This is a genomic window from Pirellulales bacterium, from assembly GCA_035939775.1.
In the GTDB taxonomy this organism is placed as follows: Bacteria; Planctomycetota; Planctomycetia; order Pirellulales; family DATAWG01; genus DASZFO01.
In genome coordinates this window covers 1-16,173 of record DASZFO010000316.1, presented here as the reverse complement: position 1 = coordinate 16,173, position 16,173 = coordinate 1, and the positions used below count along the sequence as shown (strand labels likewise).

General features: G+C 61.7%; 15 protein-coding genes. 12 read left to right on the top strand and 3 right to left on the bottom strand.

Going from position 1 to position 16,173, the window contains the following annotated elements; genetic code table 11:
- From VGY55_20210 to VGY55_20170, 9 genes are all read left to right on the top strand, one after another.
- The coding region (locus VGY55_20210; protein ID HEV2972310.1) for a UbiA family prenyltransferase at positions 1-354 on the top strand (354 nt) is incomplete at its 5' end.
- A gap of 21 nt (positions 355-375) precedes the next feature.
- Positions 376-1,374: a cytochrome c oxidase subunit 3 gene (locus VGY55_20205; protein HEV2972309.1), complete on the top strand. Its 999-nt coding sequence runs from the start codon at positions 376-378 to the stop codon at positions 1,372-1,374.
- A gap of 76 nt (positions 1,375-1,450) precedes the next feature.
- Positions 1,451-1,894 (top strand): cytochrome C oxidase subunit IV family protein, encoded by a 444-nt coding sequence (locus VGY55_20200; protein HEV2972308.1) that lies wholly within the window; start codon positions 1,451-1,453, stop codon positions 1,892-1,894.
- 34 nt (positions 1,895-1,928) lie between these two features.
- Positions 1,929-2,894 (top strand): ABC transporter ATP-binding protein, encoded by a 966-nt coding sequence (locus VGY55_20195; GenBank protein HEV2972307.1) that lies wholly within the window; start codon positions 1,929-1,931, stop codon positions 2,892-2,894.
- Positions 2,887-3,756, top strand: a complete 870-nt coding sequence (locus tag VGY55_20190; GenBank protein ID HEV2972306.1) for an ABC transporter permease — start codon at positions 2,887-2,889, stop codon at positions 3,754-3,756. Before VGY55_20195 ends, VGY55_20190 begins: the two co-directional genes overlap by 8 nt.
- Positions 3,753-4,433 (top strand): SCO family protein, encoded by a 681-nt coding sequence (locus VGY55_20185; GenBank protein HEV2972305.1) that lies wholly within the window; start codon positions 3,753-3,755, stop codon positions 4,431-4,433. Before VGY55_20190 ends, VGY55_20185 begins: the two co-directional genes overlap by 4 nt.
- A gap of 11 nt (positions 4,434-4,444) precedes the next feature.
- Entirely contained in the window at positions 4,445-4,888 is a 444-nt protein-coding gene (locus VGY55_20180; GenBank protein HEV2972304.1) for a DUF420 domain-containing protein, read from the top strand.
- Between the two features lie 53 nt (positions 4,889-4,941).
- On the top strand, positions 4,942-5,310 hold the full coding sequence (locus VGY55_20175) for a hypothetical protein (protein HEV2972303.1): 369 nt from the start codon (positions 4,942-4,944) through the stop codon (positions 5,308-5,310).
- Between the two features lie 384 nt (positions 5,311-5,694).
- On the top strand, positions 5,695-8,547 hold the full coding sequence (locus tag VGY55_20170; GenBank protein ID HEV2972302.1) for a hypothetical protein: 2,853 nt from the start codon (positions 5,695-5,697) through the stop codon (positions 8,545-8,547).
- A gap of 25 nt (positions 8,548-8,572) precedes the next feature.
- Here the strand turns inward: VGY55_20170 and VGY55_20165 are convergent, their stop codons facing one another.
- The 3 genes from VGY55_20165 to VGY55_20155 form a co-directional block, all read right to left on the bottom strand.
- A complete protein-coding gene (locus VGY55_20165; protein HEV2972301.1) occupies positions 8,573-9,148 on the bottom strand; it encodes a hypothetical protein in 576 nt (191 codons plus the stop codon).
- Between the two features lie 371 nt (positions 9,149-9,519).
- Positions 9,520-10,353: a BON domain-containing protein gene (locus VGY55_20160; protein ID HEV2972300.1), complete on the bottom strand. Its 834-nt coding sequence runs from the start codon at positions 10,351-10,353 to the stop codon at positions 9,520-9,522.
- Positions 10,354-10,707: 354 nt separating this feature from the next.
- Positions 10,708-11,613, bottom strand: a complete 906-nt coding sequence (locus tag VGY55_20155; GenBank protein ID HEV2972299.1) for a phosphoribosylaminoimidazolesuccinocarboxamide synthase — start codon at positions 11,611-11,613, stop codon at positions 10,708-10,710.
- Between the two features lie 376 nt (positions 11,614-11,989).
- On the opposite strand from VGY55_20155, the gene VGY55_20150 reads away from it, so the two are divergent.
- The 3 genes from VGY55_20150 to VGY55_20140 form a co-directional block, all read left to right on the top strand.
- Complete coding sequence (locus VGY55_20150; protein HEV2972298.1) at positions 11,990-13,423, top strand: endo-1,4-beta-xylanase; 1,434 nt, start codon at positions 11,990-11,992, stop codon at positions 13,421-13,423.
- Between the two features lie 459 nt (positions 13,424-13,882).
- Positions 13,883-15,556: a class I SAM-dependent DNA methyltransferase gene (locus VGY55_20145; GenBank protein ID HEV2972297.1), complete on the top strand. Its 1,674-nt coding sequence runs from the start codon at positions 13,883-13,885 to the stop codon at positions 15,554-15,556.
- A partial coding sequence (locus VGY55_20140; GenBank protein ID HEV2972296.1) for a restriction endonuclease subunit S occupies positions 15,549-16,173 on the top strand: 625 nt, incomplete at its 3' end. The genes VGY55_20145 and VGY55_20140, both read left to right, overlap by 8 nt.

Sequence of the window (16,173 nt, the reverse complement as noted above, 5' to 3'; positions counted from 1 at the left end):
ATCGTCTATCTCTGGCAATTCCCACACTTCATGGCGATCGCCTGGATTTATCGCCGGCAGTACGCAGCCGCGCGGCTCAAGATGCTCACGGTTGTCGATCCGAGCGGCTGCCGGGCTGGCATGCAGGCCGTGGTGGCGGCGCTCGCGCTCGTGCCGGTCAGCCTGGTGCCCGTCGTGGAACATGCGGGGCCCGTCTATTTTACCGCGGCGGTCGCGCTGGGGCTGGCCTACCTGGCTTGTTCGGCCTGGTTTTGCGTTCGCCGCGACGAGCCCTCCGCGCGCTGGCTATTGCGAGCGAGCCTGATCTATCTGCCGGCGTTGTTATTGATGTTCATGTTGGTCCCCCTGGTTTAACGAAATATGACTGCTGAAGTGATGCATCAGGAAACCGGCGCACATGGCCACGGAGATCGCGGTCACGACGGCCATGGTCACGGGCACGTCCCGCTCGAATACCAACCCGGCTTGCCGATGGTCAACAGCAAGCTGATCGTCTGGTTGTTCCTTTCGACCGAAATCATGTTCTTCGCCGGACTGATCGGCACTTACATCGTGCTGCGGTTCGGCGCTCCAATGTGGCCGAGAGCGCACGACGTGCATCTGAGCGAGCCGATCGGGGCTTTCAACACGTTCGTGCTGATCTGCTCCAGCGTCACGATCGTGCTCAGCCTCGAAGCCGCGCGAAAGAACAATGCCGGATTGGCGAAGGGCCTGCTCGCGCTCACGCTCGCGCTGGGGGGCGTGTTCCTGGGCGTGAAGATGTACGAATACAGCGCCAAGTTTTCGCACGGCGTCTACCCCTGGCAGCCGCAGGGCCCGAACTTCACTCACCGCGTCTACGAGCGCCCCGACGTGTACTATGCCTCGGCGGTCCGGCTGCGGCTGAACGACGCCGATGTCCAAGCCGAAATCAAGAAGCTGCGAACGCTCCCGGCCGATAAGATAACCAAGCAGGACGCCGAGGGGCTGGCGGAGATCGATCGGATCACTAAGGTGGTGATGAACCCGCAGGCCGGTCCGGTGGAGCTGGCCCTCGACGTGGCCCAGAAGATCTATCCGCTCGAGGAAAGCTCCGAAGCGGTCTCGGTCACGTCGGCGTCCGGCGAGTCGGCCAAGAGCGAAGGGCTGAACGACCTGTTCCCCTGGATCAAACTGCCGATGGTGATTCCCGGCGGCAACATGTGGGCCAGCACCTATTTTTTGCTGACCGGGTTCCACGCCCTGCACGTACTGATTGGGCTGATCGTATTTGGGATCATGTTGACTTGGCGGCTGGGAATCGAGAAAGCCCACGTGATTGAAAACATCGGCCTCTATTGGCATTTCGTCGATCTCGTCTGGATTTTTCTGTTTCCTCTCCTGTATTTGTTCTAATAATAGATAGCGGAACATTTTGATAGCTGAGAGCGAGCGGCAAATCCAAAATCGGAAATCCAAAATCAGAAACTCCATGACCGATCATACCGACTCTCCAGGCCACGGGGATGCCGCGGCGCACGGCCAGCACGACTATCATGCGAGCATCGCTAAATACATCTATGTGTTTGTCGCGCTTTGCATACTCACGACGATGTCGTTCTGGACCTCCAATTTGCTGCCGATCAAGTGGCCGTTTCACGATCAGCCGGCGGTGGGTCGGGCGTTCATGATGGCCGTCTCTTGCACGAAGGCCATGTTGGTGATCCTGTTTTTCATGCACGTGAAATACGAAGCCAATTGGAAATACGTCCTGACGATCCCGGCCGCGATGATGTCGATCTTCCTGATGCTGATGCTCGTGCCGGATGTCGGCATGCGGCTGCGGCACGCCTCGCAAGAGCAGTTGCAACATTTGGCGAGCCCCGCCCTGGAGGCGCGCATTCAAGCTGCCCAGGAAGAGCAGTCGGAAAAGTGATTGGCGTCCGCTCGGAGAATTGACTAGCTTTGCGATGATCAGCCAGCCCGTCAAAGCCGCCCCAGCTATCGAGATCACCGAACTCGAGCATCGTTACGGCGCGCGGCGGGCGCTGGTCGGGATCAACCTCCAAATCGAGCCTGGGGAGATCTTCGTGTACCTCGGGCCCAACGGCGGCGGCAAGACGACGCTCTTCCGCCTGCTCTCGACGTTGATTCCGCTGCAACACGGAGAAGTTCGGATTCTTGACCATGACTTGCGGCGCGCGACTCAGGCCATCCGCGAGCGGATCGGCGTCGTCTTCCAAGCCCCGAGTCTCGATAGGAAGCTGACCGTGGTGGAAAACCTCATGCACCAGGGGCATCTCTACGGCCTTTCCGGCCGTTCGCTGCAAGCCCGGCAAGATGAAATGCTAGCGAGGCTGGGTCTCGGCGATCGCCGCCGCGACCGCGTCGAAACGCTCTCCGGCGGCCTGAGGCGGCGCGTCGAGTTGGCGAAGGGAATGCTGCATCGCCCGCGGCTGTTGCTGCTCGACGAGCCGAGCACCGGTCTCGATCCGGGCGCCCGTAGCGATCTGTGGGATTATTTGCAGCAAGTGCGCCGCGAGGACGGAGTGACGATCGTGCTCACGACGCATTTGCTCGAAGAGGCCGAGAAGGCCGATCGAATCGCGATCTTGAACGAAGGCGCGCTCGTGGCTCTCGATACCCCCGAGGCGCTCAAATCGACCGTCGGCGGCGATTCGATCACGATCCAAACGGACGAGCCGCAGCCGCTCGCGCAAGCGATCTCCGCGCGCTTCGGCTGCGCGGCGAGCGTGCTCGAGGGCGCGGTGCGGCTGGAGCAGCCGGACGGCCACGAATGGATCGCCCGGCTGGTCGAGGCCTTCCCCGGTCGGATCGAGGCAATCACGCTGGGCAAGCCGACGCTCGAGGATGTGTTTATCGACCGCACCGGGCACCGCTTCTGGCGCGAGCGAGAGGAGGTGGCCGTTGGCTGAGTTATTGGTGGAACGGGTCGCTCGAGCGGCTGTCGTGAATGAGCCGGTCCGCCCCCGCCCCTGGCTGGCGGCGTGGACCCTGAGCCGCCGCGAATGGGTGCGGTTCATCCGCCAGCCGAACCGCGTGTTCGGCGCGATTGGCCAGCCGCTCTTGTTTTGGCTGTTGTTTGGCGCCGGGCTGGGGCCGTCGTTCCGGATGCCGGGGGACACGACCGGGAAGATTTCCTACAGCGAATACTTTTTCCCCGGAACCCTGGTGCTGATTCTCTTGTTCACGGCCATCTTCGCCACGATCTCGATCATCGAAGACCGCCGCGAAGGGTTTTTGCAGTCCGTGCTGGTCGGCCCGATCCCGCGATGGTCGATGGTGCTCGGCAAGATTCTCGGCGGAACGCTGATCGCAGTCGCTCAGGCGACGTTGTTTGTGCTCTTGGGATTTACGCTCGGGTTCCATCTCGGGCCGGTGGCGTTCTTGGCGGTGGTGGGCTGGATGTTCGTGGTGTCGCTGGCGCTCACGGCGCTCGGTTTTCTGCTGGCCTGGCGGATGGATTCGACGCAAGGCTTCCATGCCGTGATGAGCGTGTTTCTCTTGCCGATGTGGCTCTTATCGGGGGCGTTTTTCCGCGGTGACGGCTCGAGCTGGCTCGGCTGGATCGTGTGGCTCAATCCGCTGACCTACGGCGTCGCCGGGCTGCGGCGGCTATTATATTGGGATGCTCCCGCCGACGTGCGTGGGTTGGCCCTGCCCGCCGATTTGCCTTCGGCTTGGGTTTGCGGTCTGGTGACGGTTCTATTCTGTGCGATCATGTTCGCCCTGGCCTGGAAGATTTCAGCCCGGCGGACGACGGGAGATTTATTATGAAAAGCACTGCTCTCGTATTTTGGCTCCTTTTGGCGCTGGCCGCGACGGGATCCTATGCCGGCTGGATAATGCTCAGGCATCCGAACGAGAAAACGGCCGACGCCGACCCACCGCAGGGGCAATCGGACTTCAGCCGCACGAACATTCCTCCGGACGGACCCACGATTCCCGGTTTCAAGCTCACCGATCAAGACGGCAAGACGTTCGATTCCAAGAGCATGATGGGAAGAGTCTGGGTGGCGAGCTTCTTTTTCACATCCTGCCCCGGCCCGTGCTACAAGCTCAATCAGGAGTTGGCCGGCTTGCAGTTGGACAGCGACTTGGACGCCGTGAAGTTCGTCAGCATCACGTGCGATCCGGCGGACGACCCGCCCGCGGAATTGCGAAGGTATGCGGCCCGGTTTTCGGCCGATCCGAAGCGCTGGACTTTCTTGACCGCTGACGACGATCGAACTCTCAAGGTCGGCAAGGAGAGCTTCGCGGTGCCGATGGCGGAAAAGACGCATTCCGAGCTGGCGGTGGTGCTCGACCGCAAGAGCCGGATCCGCGGTTATTTCAATCTAGTCGATGCGGCCGACGTGATTCGCTTGCGAAAGCGACTGCGCGAAATGCTGGCGGAAAAGGATTCGCCGGCCGCGGGAGCAAGGCAGGAGCCGAAGGATGGTCCCAAGACGTGAGCTGACCGCAAATGCTGATTCTGGCGACCGCGATTCACCCGCTGGCCACGACCGACGCGGTGCTCAACAGCATCGCCACGGTGCTGTTGCTTTCCGGATTCGTGCTCATCAAGCAAGGCCGCGAACGGGCCCACAAATGGATGATGCTCTCGGCCCTGGCCGTTTCGAGCGTGTTTCTCACTTGCTATTTGATCTACCATCTCACTGCCGAGCCGGTGCACTTCGGCGGCAGCGGGCCGATTCGAGCGTTCTATTTCTCGATCCTGATTTCGCACATCGCGCTGGCGGCGACGGTCCCGGTGCTGGCGATTGCGACCGCGATCCTTGGGCTGAAAGACCGTCGGCAGGCGCATCGCAAGTTGGCGGTGTGGACGTTTCCGATCTGGTTATATGTCTCGGTGACGGGGGTCGTCGTGTACGTGATGCTGTATCATCTCTACCCCGGCGCGGTGTGAAAAGTTATATTGAAGCTGTGCCGATTTCATCGCTATAGGAAGCGAGGCCCGTTATGCGTCGTTTTTGCAACTGCCGTTTTGCCTTGCTGATTGTTGCTCTGGCGCTGGTGCTCGTGCTGAACTCGGTCGCCTCGGCCTGCCCGAATTGCAAGGATGCGATGGAGAAACAAGATCCGACGCATGGCGGCATGGTGAAAGGCTACTTCTACAGCATCCTGTTCATGATGGGCACTCCGTATCTCGTGTTCGGCGCCTTCTGTGGGGCGATGTACTACCGCGTCCGCCGCGCGCGACTGGCGGGAATGCCAAAGCGCCCTCTTACCGGCGCCGCCAGGGCCAAATCGGCGATGGCCGCGGAACAGCCGACCGCAGGCTTCCGCGAGCAAAAGCGTTCTGTTGCCTCAGAGCCCCTTGAAGTATAGAGCTTCGCGGGCTGACGCCACCGTCATTGCCGATCGGGCAAACGCGCTCACGTGGCGACCGATGTACTCGGATCAACACGGAAATAGACAGCGGAAAAGGCCGTCAACCGTGGCGGAGTCGTCGTAGAACAGCTTGTCGTCGAGGCTGAATCAATTCGTCGGAAATCAGGAGGGATCGCGAGTCAACATGATTCGAATAAAATCGTTGCATTTCGACTCGCTTTGTTGGATTATGGAAGCGCCAGTTCGTGGCAAGGGGCTGAACTCGACGCCGCTTGGCGTCTGCCGAGGCGGCAGGCGCGAGGCGTCGAGGGAAACTGACAGCCAGCCAACTGCGTCGTGGGATTCTCCGGCGTTCGCACCGACACCTCTGGTTTGGATCTCATGCAGCCGCTCATTCCGATCGCCTTGGGCAATACGGGGCTGTCCGAAAACCGTCTGCGGAGAAGGGGACAGTCTCCTTTTGTTCCCGACCATCTGGCGATCGTGCCCGCTCGACAAAAGGAGACAGTCCCCGACGGTTTTAGAAGCCGAAGGAGTCGTCAGCCCTGCCGGTTGATCATCCTGTTCGTGTCGCCGTTGGTCTGGGTCGCTCTGCCGGGAATGGCCCGCCTTTCCGCCGCCGAGATCTATTGGAATGTCGCCGGGCCGGCCGATTGGAATACCGCGGCCAATTGGACGCCGCCCACGCGAGTTCCGGGCGCGAACAACAACAGCGTTGACGACGCCAATCTGGAAAATGGTGGTATCGCCAATATCACGGCCAGTCCCCCGGCCATCAGCGGCATCGCGCTGGGAGGCAACGACTCCGCAAGCGTCACGACGACGGTCAATCAATCCGCCGGCACATTGACCGTCAATAATTTGCTCGTTGTTGGTCTCGTGTCGGGTGGAGGGCCGGGGATCTACAACCAGTCGGGCGGCAGCGTCAACAATGGCGCTCTCGTCAACAACGTCGCCAGTGGAGGGCTTTGGGTCGGACAAGACTCGATTTCATCGGGAACCTACAGTCTCAGTGGCGGCACGCTCAACGCCAGCATTTATGGCAACGATTCGTACGTCGGCGTCTACGGCAACGGCATCCTCACTCAAACCGGCAATTCCGTCGCCAATTTCCAAAGCAGCGCCGCCGACGGCAGCGAACTCTTTATCGGCTACCAGGCCGGCTCGATTGGTACATACAATCTGGCCAACACGGCCACGCTGCACGCCTACCATCAGGAAGAGATCGGGTATCTCGGCACTGGAACGTTCACGCAGACGGGCGGAACGCACATCGTGGATCAAGCGTTGACCATCGGCGACCAGGCAGGCAGCAGCGGCGCCTACAACATGCAGGGAGGTACGCTCGACGCCAACTCCAGCCTGTTCATCGGCTTTGAAGGCGCAGGCACGTTCACGCAGACGGGCGGGATGGTCAACGTCGCGGATGACCTCGATATTCAGTTGGATCAAGGCGCGGGCACGTACAACTTGAAAGGCGGCACTCTGAGCGTCGTCGGCGGCGGCACCCAGATCTTCTCCGCGGGAGGCAAGGGCGTTTTCAACTTCACCGGGGGCACGCTTAAGGTCCTGGCATATTCGATGGGGGGCAATCTCGCTCAAAGCGGGTCCGATAGCGCCAGCACGCTCGATGTGACGGGCAACGACACCACGATTTACGCCGGATATGACATCAACGGTGGCACGAAGGGGGCGGCGTTGATGGTCGGCAATGGGCATGCGCTCACGGTCCTTGACGAATTGAGTGTCGAAGGAGGCACGGTCACGATCACGCAAACCAGTGGCACGATCGGCACCGGTTTGAATTTCGACATCGCCAACGGCACCGCCAACGGCACGTTTAACCTCAGCGGCGGCAGCGTCAGCTTCGGCAGCGGCGGGTTCAACGTGGCCAACCAAGGCGGCACCGGCGTGCTCAATCTCAGCGGGAGCGGCACGATCAACGCCAGCATGAGCAATGACTTCTACGTGGCCAATGGCGCCGGAGCGATGGGAACGGTGAATCAGACCGGCGGCACGCTTCACGTCCGCAGCGGCGGGAGACTGAATCTCACCAATGCCGCTAGTGCCTCCGGAATTTTCAATCTCAAAGGGGGGACGCTCGATGCCGGCGCCGCGACGATCGCTAATGGTCCGGGCAACGGTGTGCTCGTTTTCACCGGCGGCACGCTCAGGGTCGGCACCATTGCCGCCGACATGTTCGATGTCACACAGGATGCCACAAGCGGCCCCAGCACGCTCGACGTGACCGCCAGCAGTACCACGATCAACGTCAATTACTCTGCCGCGGTTTCCAGCGCCGGCAATACGGCCACCGTCAACGTCGGCGCGGGGCGGATTCTGACGATGGCCACAGGAAAAAGCCTGCTCTTCGGCAACCAGAGTCAGCTTTTCGGCAGCGGCACGATTGCTATCGGCCCCAGCGGCAATCTCGTCTACGGCAGCAATCTCGATAGCACGTTCGCCGGAGCGGTGGTGAACTCCGGCAATCTTATCAAGACGACGAGCAGCACGCTGGAGATCGACGGCGCGCCGACGCTTAATTCCGGCAGCACGATTCAAGTTACGGGCGGCAGGCTTCGATTCAACGTGACTTCCGGCGCGGCGACCATCGCCAGCGGCGTGAAGGCCACGATCAGCTCCGGAGCGACGTTGGAACTCGCCGGTTCGGTTTCGGCGCTTTCCAGTTCGATCGCGGCAGCGGATCGAGTCGACATCACCAATAGCAGCACCGCCGTGGCGGGGGGACTACTCGTTTCCGGCATGCATCAACAGGCTGGCGGAATCGACGGCAGCGGCAACGTCGTCGCCAACGCGGGAAGCGATCTGACGGCCAATCACATTGTCCAAAATGCGCTCATCATCGGCGGCACTTCCACTTCGAGCGCCCGCGTGACGATCGCCGCGTCGAGTGCATCCGGCAATCCGCTCGACGAGACGGCCGCTGCTCATTCCGCCGAATCGACCAGCCTGACCCTGGCCAGCTCGTTGCTGCCGAGCGAACCGTTTGGATCCGGCCCGGTGATTAGTCCCACTGAGTTGGCGGATGAACTTTTCGACCGAAACGCTCATTCCGGGGCAGCTATGGCAAATGGTTCAGAATCGGCCGCCGCCGGATCCGCGGTTCCCGAGCCGTCGGCACTCATGCTGGCGGCAATCGCCGGCGCGTTCGTGTCATGGCTCTCGGTCAGTCGCGAAATAAAAAAAGCCCGCGGCGTGTGCCGAGGGCTTTGAGATTCGTGCGATCCGACGACGATCGTCAAAAGTTGGCGCTCGCCCCGGTGTTGACGTTGCCGACCATGTGGAAATGGTTGTGGTCGATGTAGACCACTTCTTGGGCGTCTTCGGTTGTGGTCGTGTAGGGCAACGGCCAGCCCATGCGGGTCGTTTCGCTGAAGTAGACCGTGCATTTGTAGTGGGCGTGGTGGAGCTGCGCCGGGCCGATCAGCGGATAGACGCGCGGCGGATCGATGTAGTCGGCGATCTTGTCTTTGACGATCCGCACATTGTTGCGCTGCCGCTCCCACAACAGCGGAACGCCGCCGCGGACCGGGCGGACCTTTTCCAACGCGACCATCACTTCGTCGTCGCTCGGCGTATCGATCGCCGTCACCGGGCCGCCGGGAGTAATCGGTCCGAGCACGGGCGCCTTGCCATACCGCTCGTGGACCCAGAATCGTTGCTCTTCCTTATCTTGGAAATAAGGACTGACCGGGATCGGGATCGAGAAGGCGCCAAGATTCGGGCCTTCCTTGGTGATCCAGAAGCAGCCCGTGTTGGTGAGCGTCGAGAGGGCCAACAGAGCGCCAGCCGCCCAGAGCGATTTGGTTGACATGCACGAACTCCTCGACATGAAATTTCGGTCGACTGACGATTGGCCCGCGGTTGGTGACCACTCGTGGCCTTCGCCGCCTGCTGTCCAACGGAACTAGCCCGTGGCCAGACCTTGTTATCGTGTGAAGCTGGGCCGAACTTGCGGATTTTTCCGGTCGTGCGGGAAAATCGGAGGCCAGGGGCCGGAGGCCGGAGGCCGGGGCAAGATAGGCAAGCGGCAACTAGATAATGCAAAAACCCCTGCCGGCTGAGCACCCGGCAGGGGGCGAATGAACTCGCGATCTTGGGATGACTTCCTTCAACGGCGTGCGATCGTCGTTTATTCAACTTTCGCACTGCGAACGCTGTCCTCCGGCCCCCGACCTCAGGCCCCTATTTGCAGCCGTCGTTGAAGTCGAGCATCCACCAGCCGTTGTGCCATTCCAGCGTGACCTTCCGCCAGCCGAGCGGCACCTGCGGATAGGGGTAGAAAGGACCGATGAACGGCCAAGCGGTCGGCGAATACTGGCGAGGATAGGTCAACGCCGCGTAATTGGGATACGAGGCATAGCTCGGCCAGGCGTAGCCCGGCATCGTCGGATGATCGAAATGGGCTGGGGCGATCCCGCCGCCCGCCGCCGGCACATAGGCCGGAATCGGCGCGCCGTTCTGCATGGACGAGGCCATCTCGACCGGCGCCTGCTGCATCATGCGCGGCTGCGCGGCAAGGCGCGGAGCAGCCGAGAGCGGGAGCGGCACGCCCGAGTTCGCCGACGGAGCGGAACTATACGATGCCGGAACGGCTGCCGTACGGGTCGCCGCCAGCACCGATTTGGACGGCGTGGCCTCATAATCCGGCTTGTTGTAGTCCGCCTGGCTGCCGATCGCCAACTGAGCGGATGCTCCGCTCGACGAGTCGGCCGCCTGTCGCACGGCCGTTTGTCCGGCGCCGCCAGTTACGGACAGCCCGTTGACGATCTTCTCGATCCCTGGCGTGTCCTGAACGATGTCCAAAGCCGTGGCCAACTGCTCCTGGCTTTTCACCGTGCCGTTGAGCCAGACCGTGCCTTCCTGCACCTTCACTCCAACGCTGTAGCCGTGCATTTTGCCGCTATTTTTCAGGTTGGCGGCGATCTGCTGAGCCACTTCTTGATCGCCCGCTAGCAGCCAGCTCGGCGTCAGCGCGGCGAATCCGGCGATCGCCAATCCCAAGAACAAACGTCGCATGGTTCCCTCCTGTGAAGTCACCGTCTCCAAAGAAATCCCTTGAGCAAGAGCCAACGGGTCGCGGGTCAATATCTTGCCTGACTATAGGTGTCGGTTGCGGATTATGCCGAAGGGGAGTTTTTTTTCGATTTTGCCACCGTTCCCGATTATGAGGCGCGGCAGGAGGCGCAGAGTGCGCAGAGATTGCCGAGCGCCGCCGCGAAGTACAAAGTACCAACTACGAAGTACGAAAGAGATTTGGTGAGCGGTATGGAACGCCCTCCGCGGCGTTCCGAAGTGAAAAGTGCGAAAGAGAAAGTGCTTAGTCCTTCGTTGTCAGTCCTTCGTACTTTGTACTCCGTACTTCGTACTTGCTTACCGCCAGGCAAACACTCGCCCGGTCAGACGCTCGTACGCCTCGACGTACTTCTCGCGCGTCCGGAGCACGACATCGTCCGGGAGCGCGGGCGGCGGGCTGTTCTTGTCCCAGGTGGTAGTTTCCAGCCAATCGCGGACGAATTGCTTGTCGAACGACGGCTGGCCTCGGCCGGGCGCATAGGAATCGGCCGGCCAGAATCGGGAGCTGTCGGGCGTGAGCACTTCGTCGATCAGAATCAGCTTGCCGTCGAGCCAGCCCCATTCGAACTTCGTGTCGGCGATAATGATCCCGCGGCCGCGAGCGAATTCCGCGCCGCGGCTATAGATCGCCAAACTGCGGCGGCGAAGCTCGTCAGCCACCTCGCTACCGATCAGTTCCGCCATTCGCGCCAAGGAAATGTTGATGTCGTGCCCGCTCTCTTCTTTGGTGGCCGGGGTGAAGATCGGCTCCTGCAGCCGATCGCTTTCAACCAAACCGGCCGGCAGCCGCACGCCGCAAACTTCGCCGGTTTGCCGATACTCCTTCCAACCGGAACCGGAGAGATAGCCACGGACCACGCATTCGATCGGCACCACCTGCGTCTTGCGCACGAGCATGCTCCGCCCGGAAAACGGCTCGGGATCGACCCCGCTCGGCAAACCGAAGCGGCCGGCGTCGCCCGAAATCAGATGGTTCTGCTCGTCGAGCAATTCGAGCCAGAACAGGCTCGTCTGCGTGAGCACGCGCCCTTTGTCGGGAATCCCATTGGGCAGCACCCAGTCGAAGGCGCTGATTCGATCGGTGGCGACCAGCAGCAGCCGCTCGCCGAGATCGTACACGTCGCGCACTTTGCCGCGCCGAACGGGCCAGCCGGGGATCGAGGTTTCCAATACGGGGGCTTGCATGAGAGGTTCAATGGACATTTGCGGTTCCGTCCTTTGGGCGAGTAGTAAATGAAGAATACAATCAATTCGAGAATATATCAGTCGCCGCCGCTGTAGGGAACCCGCCGCGGCGGGTGCCGTTCCGCGGCCCGCACGTTCGGGCCTACTCGTTGCGGCGAGCGCGGGCGTAGATTCCTAGACGAGGGAATATCTCTCGCGGCTATCCGCGGTTAGACTGAAGCGTGTGGAAAGCCTGATCTGGAGAGCCTATCCGAAAACCGCCTGGGACTGTCCCCTTTTGTGGAGCGGGCGCCATCGCCGCGACGGTCGGGAACAAAAGGGGACTGTCCCCCTTTCCCCAAGCGGTTTTCGGATAGGCTCGGAAACTGTCTCCGCTGGATAGGACTTCGGGTCGATGGGTCTGACGCGCTTCTTGGTTCCCCGCCGCGAGCAATTGCCGGCCAAGGCCGCGGAACGGGCTTATCTGGCGGGTCTCGACGACATCCCCTGGCGGACGCATGTCACATTGGCCGACGACGGGCTCGTTGCCGAGCGGGCTGAAAGCGAATCGGGCAGCTTTCATATCCTCTGGAATGTTGCCGGCCGCGGCGAAATGCTGCTGGCGACGGCCACTTTGATCGAACGCGATGGGCAGTATAACCTGTCCGTCGAGCTGGCCCGCGGCACGGTGAACCGGCTCAAGAGCAACGTCGTGGCCTGGGAGCAGGCCGCCCTGGAGGTGCCGCCGCCCGTTGCCGCCGCCACGGATCGGGCGATGGCCGAATTCGTCGCTGCGGTGGCGGCGCTCGAGCGCCCGGCCGAGGCCGCCGATCGCGCCCAGCGGGCCATCGAAGCGGCCCTCGATGCCGGCGATGCACTGATTGCGGCCTTTTGCGACGAGGCGGCGCGCGTCCGCGCCGCGCAGTCGGTCAAGCAAACGATCCTCTTCGGCGGCGACTTGGATTCAATTCTGCCCGCCCCGGCGCTCTCGGAAGCGTTTGCCGACGCGTTCAACACGGCCGTGGTGCGGATGCCCTGGAGCCACGTCGAAGCCCAGGAAGGCGCCCCGCGCTGGAGCATGGTCGATGGCCAGATCGCCTGGTGCCAGGCGCATCAAATGCGAATTTTCGCCGGACCGCTATTGGAGATCGAGCAGACCTCGCTTCCCGACTGGCTCTACCTGTGGGAAGGAAATTTCGACACGATTCTCAACGTGGCCAGCAATCATATCCGCGCCGCCGTGAATCGCTACAAGGGACGGGTGCACCTCTGGAACTGCGCCGCGCGGGTGAACAACGTCGAGACGCTTTCGCTCAGCGAAGAGCAATCGCTGCGGCTGACGCTGCGGAGCATCGAGATCGTCCGCGAGCTGGACTCGCGCGTGCCGGTGGTCGTATCGTTCAATCAACCGTGCGGAGAATACCTGGCGCGGCGCGAGCAAGACCTCTCGCCGCTGCAATACGCCGATACGCTCGTCCGCGCGGATTTAGGAATCGCCGGCATCGGCTTGGAGATCAATCTCGGCTCGGGTCCGCGCTTGACGCTGCCGCGCGACGTGCTCGAAATCGGCCGGCAGCTCGAGCGCTGGACGACCCTCGGCCTGCCGCTGGTGATCCTGCTGACGATTCCCGGCACTGGCGACGGCTTCACAACCAAGATTCAGCAGCGCTGGTTGGAAACCTATTTGCAACTCTTCTCGGCCAAGTCGGCCGTCCACGCCGTCTTCTGGAACCAGATGCGCGACGAGCCGCCCGCCAACTCAGATGGCCGCGGACTAATCGACGAATTCGCCCATCCCAATTCCACCCTCGCCACGCTGGCCGCCTTCCGCAAGCGAATGGAATTTTGACTCGGACGCCGCGAACGGGTAGAAGGACGGTTTGCTCGTAGCGGAATTCGCTAGAATTCCGGGATTGGAACAGGCAGACGGCGGCGAGCCGTAGAGCCGTAGGGTGTGTCAAGCGAAGCGCTGACGCACCGTCCCTCTTGGCGCATCAGCGCTCCTCTTGGCGCATCAGCGGCCCGCGCGTTCGACAAACGCCTTTTGCTGACGGTGCGCGACGAGGGTCTGCTCGCCACGCACCTATTCAAGATGTCAAAGAACGTGACCGCGTGAGCCGGCAATTTACCAAACCCGCTGGCACAATTTCCACGCCCAAATTCGTCCGGGCTAGGCGCCGCACGAAATAACCCGTCGTGCCCCCTGGTCCTCGAGCGAAGACCCCTCATGGCTGGCCTCGAATCATTCGGGTATCATTTGTCTCGTGCCGGCAGCTAATGCCTCCTCATTGCAAGGAGATAAACACGCGTGGCGAATTTGCCCGACAATTCTTCTGATCTCGCCTACGCGGACAAGCTTTGGCAAGCCGCCGACAAACTCCGTGGCTCCGTTGATGCCGCGGAGTACAAGCACGTCGTGCTCGGGCTGTTGTTTCTGAAATACGTCTCCGACTCGTTCGAATCCCGGCGTGCCAAGCTGAAGGAGGAATTGGAAAAGGACGGCATCAAGGGGGCGCACCTCGAAAGCCTCCTTGAGAGCCGCGACGAGTACACCGCCGAGCGTGTCTTTTGGGTGCCCGTCGAAGCCCGCTGGCCAAACCTGCAGGATCAGGCCGCTCGGCCTGACATCGCCACGCTCATCGACGACGCCATCCTCGCCGTCGAGCGCGACAACCCGAACCTCAAGAACAAGCTCCCGCGCGACTACGCTCGCCGCGGCATCGACCCGATCAAAATGAAGGGGCTCATCGAATTGATCGCCGACATCGGCTTCAAGGGAACCCATAAGCAGGCCCGCGACACCCTCGGCCGCGTCTACGAATACTTCCTCGGCAAGTTCGCCCAAGCCGAAGGCAAGCTCGGCGGCGAGTTCTATACGCCCCGCTGCGTGGTGCGCGTGCTCGTCGAGATGCTCGAACCCTACGAAGGCCGGGTGTACGACCCGTGCTGCGGCTCGGGCGGCATGTTCGTGCAGTCCGAACAGTTCGTCGAAGCGCACGGCGGCAACACGCGCGACATCTCGATTTACGGCCAGGAGTCGAACCCCACGACGTGGCGCTTGGCGCACATGAACCTGGCGCTCCACACGATCGAAGTTAATCTGGGCAACCAGCCCGCCGACACGTTTCTCCGCGACCTCCACCCCGACCTGAAGGCCGACTACGTCCTGGCCAATCCGCCGTTCAACGTCTCCGACTGGTCGGGCCAACTGCTGGAAAACGATGTGCGTTGGCGGTTCGGCAAGCCGCCCAACGGCAACGCGAATTACGCCTGGATCCAGCACTTCATCCACCACCTAGCAGTCCCCAACGGCCGCGGTGGGGGCGTGGCGGGCTTCGTCATGGCCAACGGATCGCTCTCGAGCAACTCCGGCGGCGAAGGAGACATCCGGCGCAAGATCGTTGAGGCCGACTTGCTCGATTGCATCGTTGCGATGCCCACGCAGCTCTTCTACACCACGGGCATCCCCGTTTGCCTCTGGTTCCTGACCCGCGACAAGACCGGCAAGAATCTCAAGCATGGCGGGCGCGACCGCAACGGCGAAACCCTCTTCATCGACGCTCGCAAGCTCGGCGCCATGGAGACTCGCACTCTCCGCGTTCTGACCGACGGCGAGTTCACTGCCGGCGACCTGCCACCGACTTCCGATATCGGCCGCATCGTGTACGCCTTCCGCCAGTGGCGCGGCGAGCCTGCGCCCAAGTGGTGGGACGCCAAACAGCACGGCGAGTGGACCTACCGCGACATCGCCGGCTTTTGCAAGGCGACCACTACAGCCGAGATCGAAAAGCACGATTTTGTCCTCACGCCGGGCCGCTACGTCGGGACCGAGGAACAGGAAGATGACGGCGAGCCGTTCGCCGAGAAGGTCGCGGGGATGACGGCCGCGTTGGAGGAGCATTTCGCGGAAGGGGAGCGACTGGCGACCCTTGTTCGAGAACGCTTACGACAGGTTGAATCCGAGGGCACGACTCGTGACTGATGGCCGCACGGGACTCAAGTCTTTCAGTATCGAAGATTGTATGTCTGCAATCATCGATTATCGCGGGAAGACTCCGCGCAAGACCTCCAGCGGGGTTCCGTTGATAACGGCAAAGATCGTCAAAGGAGGCCGTATTGAAGCTCCAGATGAGTTTATTGACCCGGACGAGTACGAATCGTGGATGCGTCGCGGGTGCCCCAAGGTCGGTGACGTTGTCTTAACAACGGAGGCTCCCCTTGGTGAGATCGCACAATTGAGCGACGATCGAATCGCCCTCGCTCAGAGATTGATTCTGTTACGTGGCAAACCGGACGTTTTGGACAACACGTACCTGAAGTACCTTATGATGTCAGCGCCGGTACAGGGTGAGTTGCGCGGCCGAGCATCGGGAACTACCGTCGTAGGTATCAAGCAGAGCGAGTTGAGAAAGCTCACGCTTCTTTTACCGGCGGTTCACGAGCAGCGAGCCATCGCCGGTGTGCTCGGGGCGTTGGATGACAAGATCGAGCAGAACCGGCGGACGTCTGCGGCGCTTGAGCAGTTGGCGCGGGCGATGTTCCGGGCGTGGTTCGTGGACTTCGAGCCAGTCAAGGCCAAGGCCGCCGGCGCCGGCGCTT

Excerpts from the sequence above, each read along its gene's own strand:
- VGY55_20205 (HEV2972309.1), top strand. The coding sequence starts at position 376 with ATGCATCAGGAAACCGGCGCACATGGCCACGGAGATCGCGGTCACGAC.
- VGY55_20170 (HEV2972302.1), top strand. The coding sequence starts at position 5,695 with ATGCAGCCGCTCATTCCGATCGCCTTGGGCAATACGGGGCTGTCCGAA.
- VGY55_20180 (HEV2972304.1), top strand. The coding sequence starts at position 4,445 with ATGCTGATTCTGGCGACCGCGATTCACCCGCTGGCCACGACCGACGCG.
- VGY55_20185 (HEV2972305.1), top strand. The coding sequence starts at position 3,753 with ATGAAAAGCACTGCTCTCGTATTTTGGCTCCTTTTGGCGCTGGCCGCG.
- VGY55_20160 (HEV2972300.1), bottom strand. The coding sequence starts at position 10,353 with ATGCGACGTTTGTTCTTGGGATTGGCGATCGCCGGATTCGCCGCGCTG.
- VGY55_20175 (HEV2972303.1), top strand. The coding sequence starts at position 4,942 with ATGCGTCGTTTTTGCAACTGCCGTTTTGCCTTGCTGATTGTTGCTCTG.
- VGY55_20150 (HEV2972298.1), top strand. The coding sequence starts at position 11,990 with ATGGGTCTGACGCGCTTCTTGGTTCCCCGCCGCGAGCAATTGCCGGCC.
- VGY55_20195 (HEV2972307.1), top strand. The coding sequence starts at position 1,929 with ATGATCAGCCAGCCCGTCAAAGCCGCCCCAGCTATCGAGATCACCGAA.
- VGY55_20200 (HEV2972308.1), top strand. The coding sequence starts at position 1,451 with ATGACCGATCATACCGACTCTCCAGGCCACGGGGATGCCGCGGCGCAC.
- VGY55_20165 (HEV2972301.1), bottom strand. The coding sequence starts at position 9,148 with ATGTCAACCAAATCGCTCTGGGCGGCTGGCGCTCTGTTGGCCCTCTCG.
- VGY55_20155 (HEV2972299.1), bottom strand. The coding sequence starts at position 11,613 with ATGTCCATTGAACCTCTCATGCAAGCCCCCGTATTGGAAACCTCGATC.